This is a genomic window from Rhizobium sp. BK312, assembly GCF_014193605.1.
Classification (GTDB): Bacteria; Pseudomonadota; Alphaproteobacteria; order Rhizobiales; family Rhizobiaceae; genus Rhizobium.
Genome location: NZ_JACHZP010000003.1, coordinates 541253 through 556823 on the forward strand (window position 1 = coordinate 541253; position 15571 = coordinate 556823).

At 58.8% G+C, this 15571-nt stretch carries 14 protein-coding genes; 5 read left to right on the forward strand and 9 right to left on the reverse strand.

Going from position 1 to position 15571, the window contains the following annotated elements; genetic code table 11:
• Position 1: 1 nt before the first annotated feature.
• Positions 2-664 (forward strand): guanylate kinase, encoded by a 663-nt coding sequence (gene gmk / locus FHT85_RS11265; protein WP_015339363.1) that lies wholly within the window; start codon positions 2-4, stop codon positions 662-664.
• Positions 665-670: 6 nt separating this feature from the next.
• Here gmk and rsmA read toward each other — a convergent pair whose 3' ends face one another.
• From rsmA to FHT85_RS11300, 7 genes are all read right to left on the reverse strand, one after another.
• Positions 671-1498, reverse strand: a complete 828-nt coding sequence (rsmA, locus tag FHT85_RS11270; RefSeq protein ID WP_112337915.1) for a 16S rRNA (adenine(1518)-N(6)/adenine(1519)-N(6))-dimethyltransferase RsmA — start codon at positions 1496-1498, stop codon at positions 671-673.
• On the reverse strand, positions 1498-2523 hold the full coding sequence (gene pdxA, locus FHT85_RS11275; RefSeq protein WP_112410721.1) for a 4-hydroxythreonine-4-phosphate dehydrogenase PdxA: 1026 nt from the start codon (positions 2521-2523) through the stop codon (positions 1498-1500). Before pdxA ends, rsmA begins: the two co-directional genes overlap by 1 nt.
• 7 nt (positions 2524-2530) lie before the next feature.
• Entirely contained in the window at positions 2531-3475 is a 945-nt protein-coding gene (locus tag FHT85_RS11280) for a peptidylprolyl isomerase (RefSeq protein WP_112337914.1), read from the reverse strand.
• 209 nt (positions 3476-3684) lie between these two features.
• Positions 3685-6090 carry an LPS-assembly protein LptD gene (locus tag FHT85_RS11285; protein ID WP_112410672.1) on the reverse strand — a complete coding sequence of 802 codons (2406 nt, stop codon included), beginning with the start codon at positions 6088-6090 and terminating at the stop codon, positions 3685-3687.
• The gene (gene lptG / locus FHT85_RS11290; RefSeq protein ID WP_015339368.1) at positions 6091-7176 is read right to left on the reverse strand and encodes an LPS export ABC transporter permease LptG; all 1086 of its coding nucleotides are present in this window, start codon (positions 7174-7176) and stop codon (positions 6091-6093) included. It lies immediately after the preceding gene.
• Entirely contained in the window at positions 7173-8351 is a 1179-nt protein-coding gene (locus FHT85_RS11295; protein ID WP_112410671.1) for an LptF/LptG family permease, read from the reverse strand. The genes lptG and FHT85_RS11295 overlap by 4 nt, the downstream gene beginning before the upstream one ends.
• Before the next feature lie 102 nt (positions 8352-8453).
• Positions 8454-9236, reverse strand: a complete 783-nt coding sequence (locus FHT85_RS11300) for a phosphatase PAP2 family protein (protein WP_112410670.1) — start codon at positions 9234-9236, stop codon at positions 8454-8456.
• 203 nt (positions 9237-9439) lie between these two features.
• On the opposite strand from FHT85_RS11300, the gene FHT85_RS11305 reads away from it, so the two are divergent.
• The gene (locus tag FHT85_RS11305; protein ID WP_112410669.1) at positions 9440-10936 is read left to right on the forward strand and encodes a leucyl aminopeptidase; all 1497 of its coding nucleotides are present in this window, start codon (positions 9440-9442) and stop codon (positions 10934-10936) included.
• A gap of 32 nt (positions 10937-10968) precedes the next feature.
• A complete protein-coding gene (locus tag FHT85_RS11310) occupies positions 10969-11418 on the forward strand; it encodes a DNA polymerase III subunit chi (RefSeq protein ID WP_112410668.1) in 450 nt (149 codons plus the stop codon).
• A 27-nt stretch (positions 11419-11445) separates the two neighbouring features.
• Here FHT85_RS11310 and FHT85_RS11315 read toward each other — a convergent pair whose 3' ends face one another.
• Positions 11446-11991 carry a GrpB family protein gene (locus FHT85_RS11315; protein WP_015339373.1) on the reverse strand — a complete coding sequence of 182 codons (546 nt, stop codon included), beginning with the start codon at positions 11989-11991 and terminating at the stop codon, positions 11446-11448.
• 75 nt (positions 11992-12066) lie between these two features.
• Complete coding sequence (locus FHT85_RS11320; protein ID WP_112410667.1) at positions 12067-12990, reverse strand: Gfo/Idh/MocA family protein; 924 nt, start codon at positions 12988-12990, stop codon at positions 12067-12069.
• 227 nt (positions 12991-13217) lie between these two features.
• Here FHT85_RS11320 and FHT85_RS11325 point away from each other — a divergent pair, with 227 nt between their 5' ends.
• A complete protein-coding gene (locus FHT85_RS11325) occupies positions 13218-13793 on the forward strand; it encodes a TRAP transporter small permease subunit (protein ID WP_112338016.1) in 576 nt (191 codons plus the stop codon).
• Positions 13793-15562: a TRAP transporter large permease subunit gene (locus FHT85_RS11330; RefSeq protein WP_112410666.1), complete on the forward strand. Its 1770-nt coding sequence runs from the start codon at positions 13793-13795 to the stop codon at positions 15560-15562. Before FHT85_RS11325 ends, FHT85_RS11330 begins: the two co-directional genes overlap by 1 nt.
• Positions 15563-15571: the final 9 nt, after the last annotated feature.

Sequence of the window (15571 nt, forward strand, 5' to 3'; positions counted from 1 at the left end):
CATGAAGCCGGCGACATCCACATCCATTCCAATCGCCCGCCGAGGGCTGATGCTAGCCATCTCCTCGCCGTCAGGTGCCGGCAAGTCGACGATCGCGCGCACACTGCTCGATAAGGACAAGCAGGTGAGCCTCTCCGTCAGCGTCACGACGCGGCAGCGCAGGCCGAGCGAAATCGAGGGCGTGCACTACCATTTCGTCTCGCAGCGCGAGTTCGAGCGCCTTCGCGATTCAGACTCCCTGCTGGAATGGGCCGAGGTGCATGGCAATTTCTATGGCACACCGCGCGAGCCCGTGGAGACTGCCATGGCAGAGGGCCGCGACATGCTTTTCGATATCGACTGGCAGGGTGCGCAACAGTTGCAGGAGAAGATGCCGGCTGATGTCGTCTCCATCTTCGTGCTGCCACCGACCATGACGGAGCTGCAGTCGCGCCTGCATCGCCGTGCTGAGGATTCCGAAGAGGTCATCGCCATGCGTCTCGCCAATTCCCGGGCCGAGATCGCTCACTGGCGCGAATACGACTATGTCATCGTCAATGACGATCTGAACGTTGCTTTCGACGCCGTTCAGTCGATCGTCAAGGCCGAGCGCCTGCGCCGCGACCGCCGGCATGGCATGTTCGATTTCGTTCGCGATCTGCTGGAAGAGACGCCGAAGCTGTAAAGCCGGTTACAGACAGTTTGCCAGCCGGCAGAATTCTTCTACCGAAAGCGTTTCTGCGCGGCGCTGTGGGTCGATATCGGCCTTTAGCAGCAGGGCTTCGCCACCAATTGGCTTCAGGCTCTGGCGCAGCATCTTGCGGCGCTGGCCGAACGCGGCCTGTGTCACCTTCTCCAGCTTGTCGACTGAGCAAGGAATGGGGTTTTCCCTTGGTGTCAGATGCACAACCGTCGACGTCACCTTCGGCGGGGGCGTGAAGGCCTGCGGAGATATGTCGAACGCCATATGAGCCAATGTCCGCCAGCCGCAGAGCACGCCAAGCCGGCCGTAATGGTCATCATCCTCCTGCGCCACGATCCGCTGACCGACCTCCTTCTGGAACATCAGCGTCAGGGACTGCCAGAAAGGCGGCCATTGCGCCGGCAGCAGCCAGTTCACCAAAAGCTGCGTTCCGACATTATACGGCAGATTGGCGATGATTTTGACTGGCCCTTGCGGGGCAAGGGCGGCGAAATCCGTCTTCAGCGCGTCGCCTTCGATCACCTCGAGCCGGCCCGGATAGTGATCGGCGATTTCGGCCAGCGCCGGCAGGCAGCGCGCATCGCGTTCGACGGCGATGACCTTGGCCGCCCCGAGCGCCAGGATGGCGCGCGTAAGACCGCCCGGTCCGGGTCCGACCTCGAAAACGGTGACACCCTCGAGTGATCCCGCTGTGCGCGCGACCTTCTGAGTCAAATTGAGATCGAGAAGGAAGTTCTGCCCAAGCGCCTTGCGCGCATCGAGGCTATGGCGCTGGATTACATCGCGAAGGGGAGGCAAGCCATCGAGAGCGGCCATCAGGGATTGTTTCCGGTCTTGCTGCTGATCTCGCTCGCCAGCTTCAGGGCGGCAACCAGGCTGTCTTCCTTGGCAATGCCCTTGCCGGCGATGCCGAAGGCCGTGCCGTGATCCGGAGACGTGCGGACAAAGGGTAAGCCGAGCGTGACATTGACGGAATCGTTAAAGCCGAGCGCCTTGGCTGGGATCAAGGCCTGATCGTGATACATGCAGATGGCGACGTCGTAACGTCGACGGGCGTCGTCATGGAACATGGTGTCGGCGGGCAGGGGCCCGAATGCATCGATACCCTCACTGCGGAGCCTGTCGATGGCATGCCGCACGATTTCGTCGTCCTCCTTGCCGAGCGCACCATTCTCTCCCGCATGCGGATTGAGGCCGGCAACGGCAAGGCGTGGTCTGGATATGCCGAAACGGACGCGGAGGTCGTGATCGGCGATCCGGCATGTCTCGGCGATCAGATCGGAGGTCAGCGCTCCCGGCACTTCCTTCAGCGGAATATGGATGGTGACTGGGATTGCGCGAAGCTTCGGCCCGGCAAGCATCATGACCGGCATGACCGGCTTTCCAGTGGCGCGCGTTGCAAGATCCGCCAGGAATTCCGTATGGCCGGGAAAGCCGAAACCGGCATCATAGAGCACCGATTTGGCGATCGGATTGGTGACGACGGCGGATGTCTGGCCACTCATGCTGAGAGCAACGGCGGTTTCGATCGCGGCAATCGTGCCCTTGGCGGTGCCGACATGTGGTTCACCGGCGATGACATCCATGCCAGCTTCGATCGGCAGGATCGGCAGCGCATCGGTAAAGATATTGCAGGCATTCGCCGGATCGGCGGTCGCAAGCGGTACGGTCAAGCCGAGCTGCGACGCACGCGCCGCAAGCACGGCAGCATCGCCGAGGAACAGAAAGGGCGGCAAATTCAACTCGCCACGGCGCAGCCAGGCGGCGAGCGTGATGTCGGGGCCTATGCCAGCCGGATCCCCCTGCGTGAGCGCAAGGGGGAGGGAGGAGCGCGGCGGCATCGTCAAATCAGCGATAGACGATCTGCGCCTTGGAGCGCAGTTCATCCATGTACTTCTTATCGTTAGCGCTGACGCCTGCGGCCTTATCTTTGCCGATATCCTCGGCGCGGAACACGGCAGCCGCGGCAACGTCATCGTTCACCTGGCGCTGCGAACAAATGGCCACATATTCGACGCCACGATCGGTCACGATGGGAGCGGTCGTATTGCCGGAAGCCTTCTCCAGCATCGGCTTCCACATTTCCGGGACTTCCGGTGCGAGCACACGGCCGAGATCCTGGACGGAGACATCGCGCATCGTAGCGGCAAAGACCTTCGCCTGATCGCAGCCAGGGAACTTCGACCGTGACGCCTCGGCTTCTGCCTTGCGCGCATTCAGGATCGCGTTGCGCTTTGCTGCCGGTACGACGAAAACGATCTGCTTCAGGAAATACTCGGTCGTAACGGGCTTTGTCTTGTTTTCCGTCATGCGCGTCACGAGATCGTCGTTCGACATCCGGCTTCGTGCGCCGAAACGTGCATTGACAACCCGGGGCCAGCTCATGGAAACGGCGATATAGGACTTGAAATGATCAACGCCGACGCCGGCCTTTTCCAGAATCTGGCTGAGCTGCGCCGGTGTCATCTTGTTGCTGGAGGCGAAGCGGCCGAAAGCGGCATCGACGTCCGTCGTCGAAACGGACATGCGCAGGCGGGAGATCTCCGCGCGCTTCAACGTTTCGTCGACGAGCTGCTCCTTGGCGAGCTTGTTCAGATCGCCCTTCTGCCGCTGCAATTTGAGGAAGGCGACGCGTTTGGCGATGTCACCGGATGTGATCACCTGGCTATTGACGAGAACTTTCACTTCGCTTGCTGCGAAAGCAACATCGCTGCTCGGCACGGCGAAGCTCGCCATAACCAAGGCCGCCGCTCCAAACACCAGAGCGCGCATCGGTGCATTTCCAGAAAACATCAATTACCCCTTCCCAAAGGTATTTCCTGCCAGCATTGCGCCGTTTTGGTGCGCCTGTCGCGCAATACGGCAACTTTGCGCCACATGTCTACATCAAGCGCGATGAATTGCAAAATCCTTGCGGCGAAACAATGACGTCGGAAACAGCAAGCCGCATCCATGCAAAAGAGCCGGCGGTGAAGCCGGCTCTTTTGCAGTTTCGATTCATATCAGAACGTCGCGTCCTGGACGCTGCCAAGGTTGACATCGCCAAGCGTACGGAAGGTCAGGCGAGCGCCGATCGACCAATTGCTTGCCGAGCTGGCTGTCGAATCCTTCTTGTCGAGGAATGACACAGTAAAGATCGTGCACTCGTCCTCGTAGGAAAGACCCACGCCCTGGCGGGTAATCTCATTGCTGTTGAGATCATAGCTGACTGTGCCGAAGACGGACCAGTATTCCTTGAACTTGATCTGCGCGCGCGACTGGATTTCATCCTGATTGCTGGTGAAACCATATTGCGGCTGGGCTGCAATATGCGTGTAGATCAAGGATGTTTGGAATACATCGTTCGAGAAGCCGACAGATGTATCGCCGCGCTTGAAAGCGAAATCCTTCTGGTCGAAGCGATAGGATGTCGCGAGCGAGATACCTTGCGGTGTCGTCAGACCGAACATGGTGACGTAGTCGGAACGGGTCGTTTCAAGCCCCGAATCCGAACCGACGCCAGCCAGATCGTCGGTTGCAAACGAGTTGCGGCCCGCGAGCTGATAGGACTGTCCGAAGATATGCTGAAGCTTGTAACCGCTGTCGAAGCTGGCCGTATAACGCCACCCCACATTCGCGCGTGTACCACCCTCGATGCGATCGAAGCCCGAGAACTTGTCACGATCGAAGAGATTGGTGGCGTCGAAAACGAAGCTCTGTGCATCTTCGTTCGGCAACCGACCAGCAAGCTGCTCGTCCGGCCGCACATAGATCTGCGCGATCGGCTCGAACACGTGCGTGCTGTTGCTTGTCGTGATGAGGAACGGATACTTGGCTTCGAGCCCCGCCGTGACCATGCCACGAGTTGCATAGTCGCTGGTGTCGTAATTGCCGGGATAGCTGAACGATGTGCCGAAAGAGTTGGGCGAGTTCATATCCAGACCATAGACGTCACCGCGCGCCGCCGCCAATGGCGTCAGCACAAGGCCTTCATCGGTCGTAAAGGTACGCTGCCACTGCACCTCGGTGCTCAGGCGCGTATAGTCGCCGGAGAGGCCGAGGAAACGGTCGTTCAAGTTGGCATCGCCAAGATTGACTACGTTGTCGAGTGCGGATGTCTTCTCGCGCGACAGGTGCGTGAAGTTCATCGTTGCCGACAGCTCGCCCCCGTAAACCGACTTCGGGTCTACGTAGTGATAGTCGATGCTCGGATAGACATATGCCTGCTGCTTTTGTGCCGTGGCATTATTGTCTGTATCCTGCACGTTATAGTAGAAAGCGCGCATATCGAAGAAATTGCGCTTTCCGATACCTGTCAGATAGGCCTGGTTCGTATGGGTGCTCTGGGTGAGCCCGTCCAGTCCATAGGTGCGCGAGAAATTGTTATCGCTTTGCACCATGACATCCCAGCCGAAAGTCCAGCGAGGATTGATCCTGAAATCGGCCTTGGAATTGATCATGCCGCGAGTTTTGTTCTCGGCATCAGTCGTCCCGGCCGTGAAGGCGTCCGGATTCATCTGGCTGATGCCGGCAACGCGCAGGGTATGCGTGCCATTCTCGAAACGCTGGCGGAATTCACCCTCGAGCAACAGCCCCTGGTTGCTGAAGCCCGTGGCAGTGACCGTCGCATCCATGCTCGGCGAAATGACGTAATAGTAAGGAACCTTTACGCCAACGCCAAGACGCTGCGAAACGCTCACCGACGGAAACAGGAAGCCGGACTTGCGCTTGACCGTATTGTCGGGAACCGTGACCCACGGAATATAGGCGATCGGCAGGCCGAACAATTCGAAGCGAGCGTGCTCGAGACGAATGGTATGGGTCACGCCATTCTGGACGACGCGTTGTGCTTTGACCTGCCACAGCGGCGCACGTCCCTGTTCAGAGCAGGCCATGCAGGCGGTGTAAACGCCCTTTGTAAGAATCAGCTGATTGCCGCCGACACGCTCGCCCTTTTCGGCGACCATTCGGGTGTTGTCAGGCATTTCAATGCGAAGGGCGTTCACGAACCCGTCGGAGAAGCTGTCGGTGACGTCCATTTTGTCACCGTACATGCGATTGCCGTCCGGAGTGATCAGCTCGACATTGCCGAGCGCCGTCATTCGTCCGGATTTCTGATTATATTCGACCCGCTGAGCGACCATCCTGTAGCCGCCATAGTTGATCTGGACCGCACCGCTTGCGGTGACGATCTGCGTATCCTTGTTATAGACCAGTTCGTTGGACGAAAGGACTAGCTTTGCACCGTCCGGCACCTTCACCTTGATAGGGGAGGTCGCAGTGCCGGCACCGCCATTGTTATTGCTGGCATTATTATTGTTGACCTGGGCGTAAGCGACGACCGGGCTCAAAATATATGCACATGCGGCCGTGCCCGTAACCAGGGCAGCCACAAACTTTCTGATACTCTTGCGGTTGCCTGCCGCCACTTAGCCGTCCTCCTGATGAAGCAGGATCGTTGCTCCGAATGCCAATGCGACGATCACGGGTATCCATGTCGCCACATAGGGAGGAACCACTCCGCTGCTCCCGAATGCCTTTACAAGCACGGTGACAACATAAAGCACGAAGCCGGAGAGGATTCCACCCAGAATCACAGAGCGCGATTGATTGAATCTACTGAATTTTAGGGACACGGTTGCCGCAATCAGCGTCATTGCCACCAGAAGGAATGGCTGTGACAGAAGCGAATAAAACTGTGTCTCAAGTGCGTTGGTCGATATGCCGAAGGAGCGAGCGACCTTTATTCGATTAGAAAGATCATAAAAAGCAATGGTTTCCGGTTGAGCCAAGCGTTGCGAAACGAAATCCTGTTTCAGATTCGTACGAACCTGTACCGAACTCTTGTGGTCAGGAATTTCACCAGGCCGCCGCTCGACGACATTGTTAAGAAGCCAGTAACCATCTTGCAACTTAGCCGAGTCGGCATCCTGCCGCAGGACGATATTCCCCTGTGAATCAAAGTGGATAAACACGACACCGGTCAACGTCGTTCCATTGTTCAGAATGGCCTTGGCACCGATGATCGTGTCGTCTTTTCCGCTGGATTGGCGCAGCCACGGAACAGAAAGCGTATTGCGATAGGACGGGTCTCCGCGCAGGTCGGCTTCGATTGTCTCAGCATGTCGCTGACCCCATGCCGCAACCGGATTAAGCGCGAGCATGGTCATGAGACCGACGCAGAAAGCGCCCATCACGAAGGGCGTCATGAATTGCCATACGGAGATACCAGCCGCGCGCGCGATAACCAGTTCGCGGCGGCGGTTGAGGGCGATCAGCACCGTCATCCCGACGAAGAGCGCGATGAACGGTACCGTCTGCTGCAGGATGAACGGCAGCCTGACCGCCGTCATCAACAAGCCGACGGACACCGTATAGCCGGGTAGTCCGGCAAGACGGCCGGCGGTCTCGCTGAAATCGACGAGATAGACGATCGAGACGACGCCGAGGAAGAACCAGAACGTCGTTACGATGTAACGCGTGAAGAAGTAGCGCCAGAGCGTGCCGAAAATCATGCACCGCCCCCGTTCGAGCTGCCCGGTGCGGTCGGCATGCGGTCCTGGATTTTTTGTCTCCAGTTGTTGAGGCGGTTGCGGATCGAGACGGGCATCGCCATCTTCCGGCTTCGCAGCAAGAGGACAATCGCGATAAGTGCTGCGATGATATTGATGCCGTAGAGAACGCCAATGAATTTGGTCGAATGGTCAATCTGGTTGGCGGCGTAGAAGTCGGCCCAGCGTAGCGCGAACGCTATGCCCAGCGCCGACACCATCGGATGCAGCCGCGCCTCGCGATGTGACCGCGCATCGCCCGCAATCACGAGAGATATCAGCGCGAAGATTGCCGGCAGTGCCCAGTCGTTGAGCCGCCGATGCAACTCGGCCCGATAATCGCCAGGCCTTTGCTTATAGTCCGGATCGTTCGTGTCCGGATTGAGCAGGAAGCCGAGGCTGCGATCGCTGGCTCGCGCATTTGGCTGGCCGCGACTTTGCGTCATGTCCGAGAGGTCGAAAGAGTAGGAATCGAACTTGATGACCGAGACGGTGCCGTCGGGTGTTTTGCGGTGAACTTCACCGTCCTTCATGAGCAGCGACGTACCGCTTGGGTCGACCGCCCCTTCCTTCGCATAATAGATGAGATCGAAGGCGGGATCGCGCGAATCGACCACAAACAATCCCTTGAGGATGCGTCCCGACAGACGCTGCGAAATCTGGACATAGAGCCCGTCCTCGATGCGCCGGAAGTTCTTCTCTTCGATCACTGTGGACAAAAGGTCCGCATAGGCCTCGGCCACCATCTGACGGGCAGCGACGCGGGCTCTCGGCTCGACGACATTGTCGACGAAAAAGGAGAACACGCTAATCGCAATGGCGAGAATCATGATCGGGCGGATGATGATGCTGCGCTTCGCGCCGGCAGCTTCCATGACGGTCAGCTCGGAATCGCTGTTCATCGCGGTCAAGGTTTGCGTGATGCCGATGACCAATGCGAAAGGCAGAACGATCGGGATAATCGTCGGCAGAATGAGCGTCGCGAGCTTTGCGAAAGAGCCCATGGACTGACCACTATCGGTCACGAGGTTGATGCGCTGCAGAACCTGGGTGGTCCAGATAATAGCGAGCACCGGCAGCAGTGCCACCAGGAACATCATACCGACACGCCGTACGATATATGTTTCGAATAACTTCATGCCGGCCCTTAAACGCAACAGCTGCCGTGCAAGCCGACAGAGATTCACCCTCCTCTACGCTGTTTGCGTTTTTTTGGCGACAACCAACTCGAAAAAAATTCGTTAATTTTCCGAGATTTTTTTGTCGTGTGTCGTTTGAGATAAAGCCAGCAGAGCGGCGAATATGACAGGCGAAGAAAGCCAGCCGAGGACGGCATCGGAGAGATAATGCGCACCAAAAGCCACTCTCAGCGCAGGGATCAGCAGTGAAACCGCCGCGATCGGCAGAGCCGCGGCCGATCGGAACGGCTGCGGGATGATGAGAATAAGACAAAAGAGCCAGCCGGCCGCCGCGGCCTCACCGGAGATGAACGAACAGTTGCTGACACATTTGCCGGCGAAGGACCCGGCATGCACAAAATCGAGCGTGCCGCCGAAGAGATCGGTCTGCCGGGGCCGCGGGCGGCCCGAGAACGCCTTCAGCCACAGATTGACGATCAGCACCGGACCGACGAGCAGGGAGCCGAGCGCGACCTTGAGATTTCGGGCTCTGGGCGCATTGAAGGTCGCGCCGTGATCCCGCCAGCATCCGAGCAGCATCCAGAGCAGCATGAAGGCGACGACATAGGGCAGTTGAAAGAAGATTTCCCTCAGCAGGCGCATGTGCTGATCGCTGCTAAAAGGAAAAATGCCACAGATCTGGTCAGGCCTTGTGTTTCCAAAGCATTGCTGCCGTTGGAAGAACATGTTCGCGATGCTGAGATCGATCTGTGGAAAGAGGGAAAACAGACCCAGCAAAGCCCACCAGAGACAGAAGAGGGCAATGAAGGCATCGCCTGCCGTGCGTGGCCGTAGAACCTCTGGAAACCGATCTTCGCGGTTGATGCTGTTGAAATCTATGATCAAGGTGGCTTCCTGGCGAGAATTGAACCGCCGAGGCGGTTAAACACCATCGCGCCAGCCTAATCCCGCTGAATGACAGTGATTTGAAGAGGCCGGACATCTCTTATGGAGAGAATACCGCGTCGAAAGCTTGTATTCCTTGGGGAGACCTTGAATGATGGTTGTGCAAAATTCTCTCACTACGACGTATATTTATCGGAGCAGAAATGTCTGTGAAATTCGAGATTTCCTTCGCCAAGTCGGCTCGTCTCAGCGGCGGTCTGGCCATTCTCCTGAAAGACACGGACAGTGAACTGCCGGCGGGGGCAGAGAGCGCAGATCCGGCGAATGTTTTCGCCAAGGCGGCGCCGGTATCCGGCTTCAAGAGCAAAGCGTTGAGCAGTCTGGATATTATCGCCCCCGAGGCCTCGCCTGTCGATCGGATCATCGTCATCGGTGCCGGCAAGGCCAAGGACCTGACAGCGCACGACTGGCTGAAGCTCGGCGGCACCGCAGCTGCAAAAATCCGCAACACGGAGAAGGTCGCGATCTTCCTCGATGCATCCAACATCGAAGTCGGAGCTAAGGAAGCGGCCGATTTTGCCCTGGGCATGCTTCTGCGCGCCTACAGTTTCGATACCTACAAGACCAAGAAGGGCGATGATGACGAGAAGAACGCTTCCCGCAAGGCGATGAAAGTCACGATCGTCACCCAGGAAGCGGCAGCCGCCAAGAAGCTCTACGCGACCTCCGAAGCCGTGGCCGGTGGCGTGATTCTCGCGCGCGATCTCGTGAACGAGCCGCCGAATGTCCTCGGTCCCGTGGAATTTGCGGCCAAGGCCAAGGAATTGGAAAAGCTTGGCGTCGAGATCGAGATCCTGACGGAGCGTGAAATGCGCCGGCTCGGCATGGCGGCTCTGCTTGGGGTCGCGCAGGGTTCGGCCCGGCCGCCGCGGCTCGTGATCATGCAATGGAAGGGCGGCAAGGCGAAGGACAAGCCGATCGCCTTCATCGGCAAGGGCGTCGTCTTCGACACAGGCGGCATTTCCATCAAGCCGGCTGCTGGCATGGAGGAGATGAAGGGCGACATGGGAGGGGCTGCGGCCGTTACCGGCCTCATGCATACGCTTGCCGCACGCGAAGCCAAGGTCAACGCCATCGGCGTCATCGGTCTTGTGGAAAACATGCCCGACGGCAATGCGCAGCGTCCGGGCGATATCGTCACCTCCATGTCCGGCCAAACGATCGAGATCATCAATACCGACGCCGAAGGCCGGCTCGTTCTCTGCGATGCACTCTGGTACACGAACGACCGCTTCAAGCCGCAGTTCATGATCGATCTGGCGACCTTGACCGGCGCGATCCTCGTGGCGCTCGGCAATTTGCAGGCCGGCCTCTTCAGCAATGACGACAAGCTGGCGGGCGAACTGACGGCGGCGGGTCTTGCGACCGACGAGCGTCTCTGGCGCATGCCGCTTGGCAAGGACTACGACAAGATGATCGACAGCAAGTTCGCCGATATGAAGAATACCGGCGGACGCCATGCCGGCTCGACCACAGCCGCCCAGTTCCTGAAGCGCTTCGTCGGCGACACGCCCTGGGCGCATCTCGATATTGCCGGCACGGCGATGGGCTCGGTTCAGGACGAGATCAATCAGTCCTGGGGTTCCGGCTTCGGCGTGCGCCTGCTCGATGAACTGGTCCGTGCCAATTACGAATCGTGACCAGCCGGATTTTGTAAGATAGAAGGGGCGCCATGACCGACGTTCTCTTCTATCATCTGACGGAATCGAAGCTTGAAGACGCCCTGCCGCCGCTGATCGACAAGAGTGTCGAACGTGGCTGGCAGGTCGCCGTGCAGATGCGCGAGCCAGCCCGGCGCGATCTCCTCGATAGCCATCTATGGACCTATCGCGAGGACAGCTTTCTGCCGCATGGCACGGATGAAAGCGAAATGGCAGACAAGCAGCCGGTGCTGCTGACCATTTCCTCTGACAATATAAATAACGCTTCGGTGCGTTTCTTCATCGACGGGGCCGAGGCAACGGATGTTGGGACCTATCAGCGCGTCGTGCTGATGTTCGACGGCTACGATCAGGAGCAGTTGGAAAGCGCGCGCGCCCAATGGAAGCGCCTGAAAGGCGAGGGACATAACCTCACCTACTGGCAGCAGACGCAGGATGGCCGCTGGGAGAAGAAGGCCTGACCTTCTTCCGATTGGCGGGAAGGTGCTTTACGCGCCTTCCGACAGGATCTTCTGGATGAAATCCTTCTTCGCCGCCGTATAGGACGCGCGATCATTGGCATATTTTGCCGCAAGCTCGATCTTCAGTGCCTCATAGGCATGCGCCAGATCCGGCTCCCTGCGCAATCGGTCGCGAAAGATCAGGAAGTTGCGCCAGGTCGGGCCGCCATATTCGACCACATGCACGAGGTGCGTGCGGGTATCCCCTTGAATGTCACGACCGAAAATATGGTCGTCCGGCACGATATTGCTGCCAGCATAGACGTAGCCGATAGACGCCATCGGCTCGACACAGGCAAGCCCATCCTCGAAACGCCGCACGCCGACGGCAATATCGATGATCGGCTTGGCCTTTATCGTTGGGATCGAGGTGCTGCCGAAATGCTGGACATCGACGGCAAGGTCTCCGAGAGCCTTGCGAATGGCAGCTTCCTCCAGCAAATAGGCTTCATGCCAGCTCTGGTTCGGGTCGGCGAGCTTGACGGATTTGTTGCCGACGCCGAGGCCAAAAGATTGTTCATGCTCCGATGCCATAGGCATCTCTCCAGTGAAGACGATGCGCCACGCTAGCACGCCGCGGGCGGCATTGTCTTCACCGGGAAAGCCTCATCAATCGTAAAATGCTTCAACAAATTTGCGCTTGCCCAGCATGAAGGCATCGGCGACGTGGCGCAGCGGCGAAAGATCGACGTCGGATGTACCGGCTTTGACGATCTCGGCAAAACGACGATAGAGCGATGGATATTCGGCTTCGGGCGCGGAGAATGTCAGCTCGCCGTTGACGGAAAGCTTGGAGCCGCCTTCGGCCAGAACCATCTGGCCGGCATCCGTCTCTGCGACAATATCCCAGCTCTGCTTGCCGGTCTGGCGCCAGTCGAATTCGGCGTGGACCGGAAGGCCGGTCCCGCTCTTGAAATGCAGGTCGGCGGCGATCGGCGAATCGCGATTTTCCGGGAATTCGAGTGTCGCGCCGGTCAGGAAAAGCGGCGGCAGGATATGGGTGACGATCGACAGCGCATTGATGCCCGGATCGAAGACGCCGAGTCCGCCGGCCTGCCAGATCCATTCCTGGTTCGGATGCCAGTGGCGGACATCTTCCTTCCAGATTACGTGAGCGCTACGGATATTGGTGCTGGCGAGGAAGCTCTTTGCAGCCTCCACCGCCGGAGCATAGCGCGAGTGCCAGCTAGCAAAGAGAGATACGCCCTTGGCCTTGGCGAGGTTTTCGAGGTCGGCGACTTCACTCAGCGTCGCACCCGGCGGCTTTTCCATGAAAACATGCTTGCCGGCCGAAAGCGCCTTGTATGCGGCTTCATAACGATATTGCGGCGGCATGCAGAGGGAAACGGCATCGATGTCAGGCACGGCATCGAGCATGGCTTCGATCGTCGTGAAGGCGGGAATGCCTTCGACCGTGCCGTGACGGCTTGCCGTGGCGATCAGTTTGAAATCCGCATTGTTCGCGATGGACGGAAGATGCTGGTCGCGGACGATCTTGCCGACACCGACGATAGCGAGGTTGATGGGGGACATGGGTGTCTCTCGATTAGTATGATTATTGATGCGATCTTTATCAGAATGCCGCATGTGGGCAAGGGCGGCAAATCGCAAATGCAGGAGTCAGGTCCAATCTTGGATGGATATATCCAGGCGTCATCATGCTTGGAAAACGGGTGCGGGCTCTTGATTCACAGCTTGAAATCGGCACTCTTCCACTGCGCGGCCAAAAGATCCGGGAAGAATCACTGCGGGGGGAAATCATGAAAACATTGCTCGGCTTCAGCCGAATCATCGACTATGTGACTGAGATCATTGGAAAATCAGTCTCATGGCTTATTTTGGTCGCCGTCTTGGTGAGCGCCGGAAACGCGGTCGTCCGTAAGGTCTTCAACACCTCGTCCAATGCGTGGCTGGAAGCGCAATGGTATCTGTTCGGCGCAGCCTTCATGCTCGCCGCCGCATACACGCTCCGGCAGAACGAGCATATCCGCATCGACATCGTCTACGGCTCGCTGCCGCGCCGGGTGCAGCACTGGATCGATCTCATCGGCCACTGCCTGTTCCTGATGCCTTTCGTGCTGCTCATGGTCTACGATCTCGTGCCCTATGTCCGCACATCTTTCCTGTCTGGAGAGGTGTCTTCCAGCGCCGGTGGCCTGATCATCTGGCCGGGCAAGGCGCTGCTGCTGGTTGGGTTTTTCCTGCTAGCGCTGCAGGGGATCTCCGAGATCATCAAGAAGATCGCAGTCATGCGCGGCGATATGGATGATCCGACGCCCTATGTACCGACGCATGCGCCGCTCGATATCGAAACCCCGGCCGGGGAGGCGCGCTGATGATCGAATTCATCGCCGTGAACATGGCGCCGATCATGTTCGCCTCGCTGATCATTTTCCTGCTTCTGGGTTATCCCGTCGCCTTTGCGCTCGCTGCCAACGGTCTGCTGTTCTTCTGGATCGGCGTCGAGCTTGCACCCTATTCGGGCGGCACCATCCATCTCTCATGGCCGCTCCTCAATGCTCTGCCGGATCGGTTCTGGGGCGTCATGTCGAACGACACGCTGCTGGCAATCCCGTTTTTCACCTTCATGGGCATCGTGCTGGAGCGATCCGGCATGGCCGAAGACCTGCTCGATACGATCGGCCAGCTCTTCGGCCCTATTCGCGGCGGTCTTGCCTATGCGGTGATTTTCGTCGGAGCGCTGCTCGCCGCCACCACCGGCGTCGTCGCGGCTTCGGTCATCGCCATGGGGCTGATCTCGCTGCCGATCATGCTGCGCTATGGCTATGATCGGCGAGTTGCCTCCGGCGTCATCGCCGCTTCCGGCACGCTGGCACAGATCATTCCGCCATCGCTCGTCCTGATCGTGCTTGCCGACCAGCTCGGCCGTTCGGTCGGCGACATGTATGCCGGCGCCCTCATTCCCGGCCTCGTGCTGACTGGTCTCTACATGCTCTATGTATTGATCATGTCGATCGTGAAGCCGAACTCCATGCCGGCATTGCCGAAGGAGGCCCGCTCGCTCGGCTCGGGCGTCACATCCCTGCTGATCGCATTGCTGGTGTGTGCCGGCGTGGCCTATGCCGCCCACATCTATCTGACCCCGACCTATGGCGGGGATGCGGATATTCTCGGTGCCACCGTCGGCGTTGCCTTCATCTATGCCATTGCAGTCCTGGACAAGAGGCTGAAGTTCAACGTCATGTCCCGGCTGGCGCAGCAAGTCATCATCGTCCTCATTCCACCGCTGGCGCTGATCTTTCTCGTTCTCGGCACCATCTTTCTCGGCATCGCGACGCCGACGGAAGGCGGCGCCATGGGGGCAGTCGGCGCGCTTGCGATGGCCGCGGCCAAGGGCAGGCTGAACATGGAGGTCATCCGCTCGGCGCTGACCTCCACGACAAGGCTTTCGGCCTTCGTACTGTTCATCCTGATCGGCTCGCGCGTCTTTTCGCTGACCTTCTATGGCGTCAACGGCCATCTCTGGGTCGAGCATCTGCTGGTTTCGCTGCCCGGCGGCGAGGTCGGCTTCCTGATCGCCGTCAACATCCTCGTCTTTGTGCTGGCCTTCTTCCTCGACTTCTTCGAGCTTGCCTTCATCATCGTGCCGCTGCTGGCACCTGCCGCCGATAAGCTCGGCATCGATCTCATCTGGTTCGGTGTTCTGCTCGGCGTCAACATGCAGACGAGCTTCATGCACCCGCCCTTCGGTTTTGCGCTGTTCTATCTCCGCTCGGTCGCTGCCCGTGTGCCCTATCTCGACAGGGTGACGGGCAAGCAGATCGCGCCCGTCACGACAGGGCAGATCTACTGGGGATCCGTGCCCTTCGTTGGCATCCAGATCCTGATGGTGGCATTGACGATCATGTTCCCGCAGATGGTCATGCACTACAAGGGAGCGGGCACGGGTGTCGATCCCAACACGATCAAGATCGATGTCCCCGGCTTCGGCGCACCCGGCCAGGACAATGGCGGAGGCCTCGGTCTGCCGGGGCTGCAGCTTCCAGGCGGCAATCCGCTTGACGGCAAGCCGGCGGATCAGGGCGCCGGCGATCAGCCGAAGTCGCCAGCCAACGATCTCAGCCAACCTCCGTCTTTTAATTGATGCACACGG

Coding starts and splice junctions, on each gene's coding strand:
- gmk (WP_015339363.1), top strand. CDS start 2: ATGAAGCCGGCGACATCCACATCCATTCCAATCGCCCGCCGAGGGCTG.
- rsmA (WP_112337915.1), bottom strand. CDS start 1,498: ATGGCCGCTCTCGATGGCTTGCCTCCCCTTCGCGATGTAATCCAGCGC.
- pdxA (WP_112410721.1), bottom strand. CDS start 2,523: ATGCCGCCGCGCTCCTCCCTCCCCCTTGCGCTCACGCAGGGGGATCCG.
- FHT85_RS11280 (WP_112337914.1), bottom strand. CDS start 3,475: ATGTTTTCTGGAAATGCACCGATGCGCGCTCTGGTGTTTGGAGCGGCG.
- lptG (WP_015339368.1), bottom strand. CDS start 7,176: ATGATTTTCGGCACGCTCTGGCGCTACTTCTTCACGCGTTACATCGTA.
- FHT85_RS11295 (WP_112410671.1), bottom strand. CDS start 8,351: ATGAAGTTATTCGAAACATATATCGTACGGCGTGTCGGTATGATGTTC.
- FHT85_RS11305 (WP_112410669.1), top strand. CDS start 9,440: ATGTCTGTGAAATTCGAGATTTCCTTCGCCAAGTCGGCTCGTCTCAGC.
- FHT85_RS11310 (WP_112410668.1), top strand. CDS start 10,969: ATGACCGACGTTCTCTTCTATCATCTGACGGAATCGAAGCTTGAAGAC.
- FHT85_RS11315 (WP_015339373.1), bottom strand. CDS start 11,991: ATGGCATCGGAGCATGAACAATCTTTTGGCCTCGGCGTCGGCAACAAA.
- FHT85_RS11320 (WP_112410667.1), bottom strand. CDS start 12,990: ATGTCCCCCATCAACCTCGCTATCGTCGGTGTCGGCAAGATCGTCCGC.
- FHT85_RS11325 (WP_112338016.1), top strand. CDS start 13,218: ATGAAAACATTGCTCGGCTTCAGCCGAATCATCGACTATGTGACTGAG.
- FHT85_RS11330 (WP_112410666.1), top strand. CDS start 13,793: ATGATCGAATTCATCGCCGTGAACATGGCGCCGATCATGTTCGCCTCG.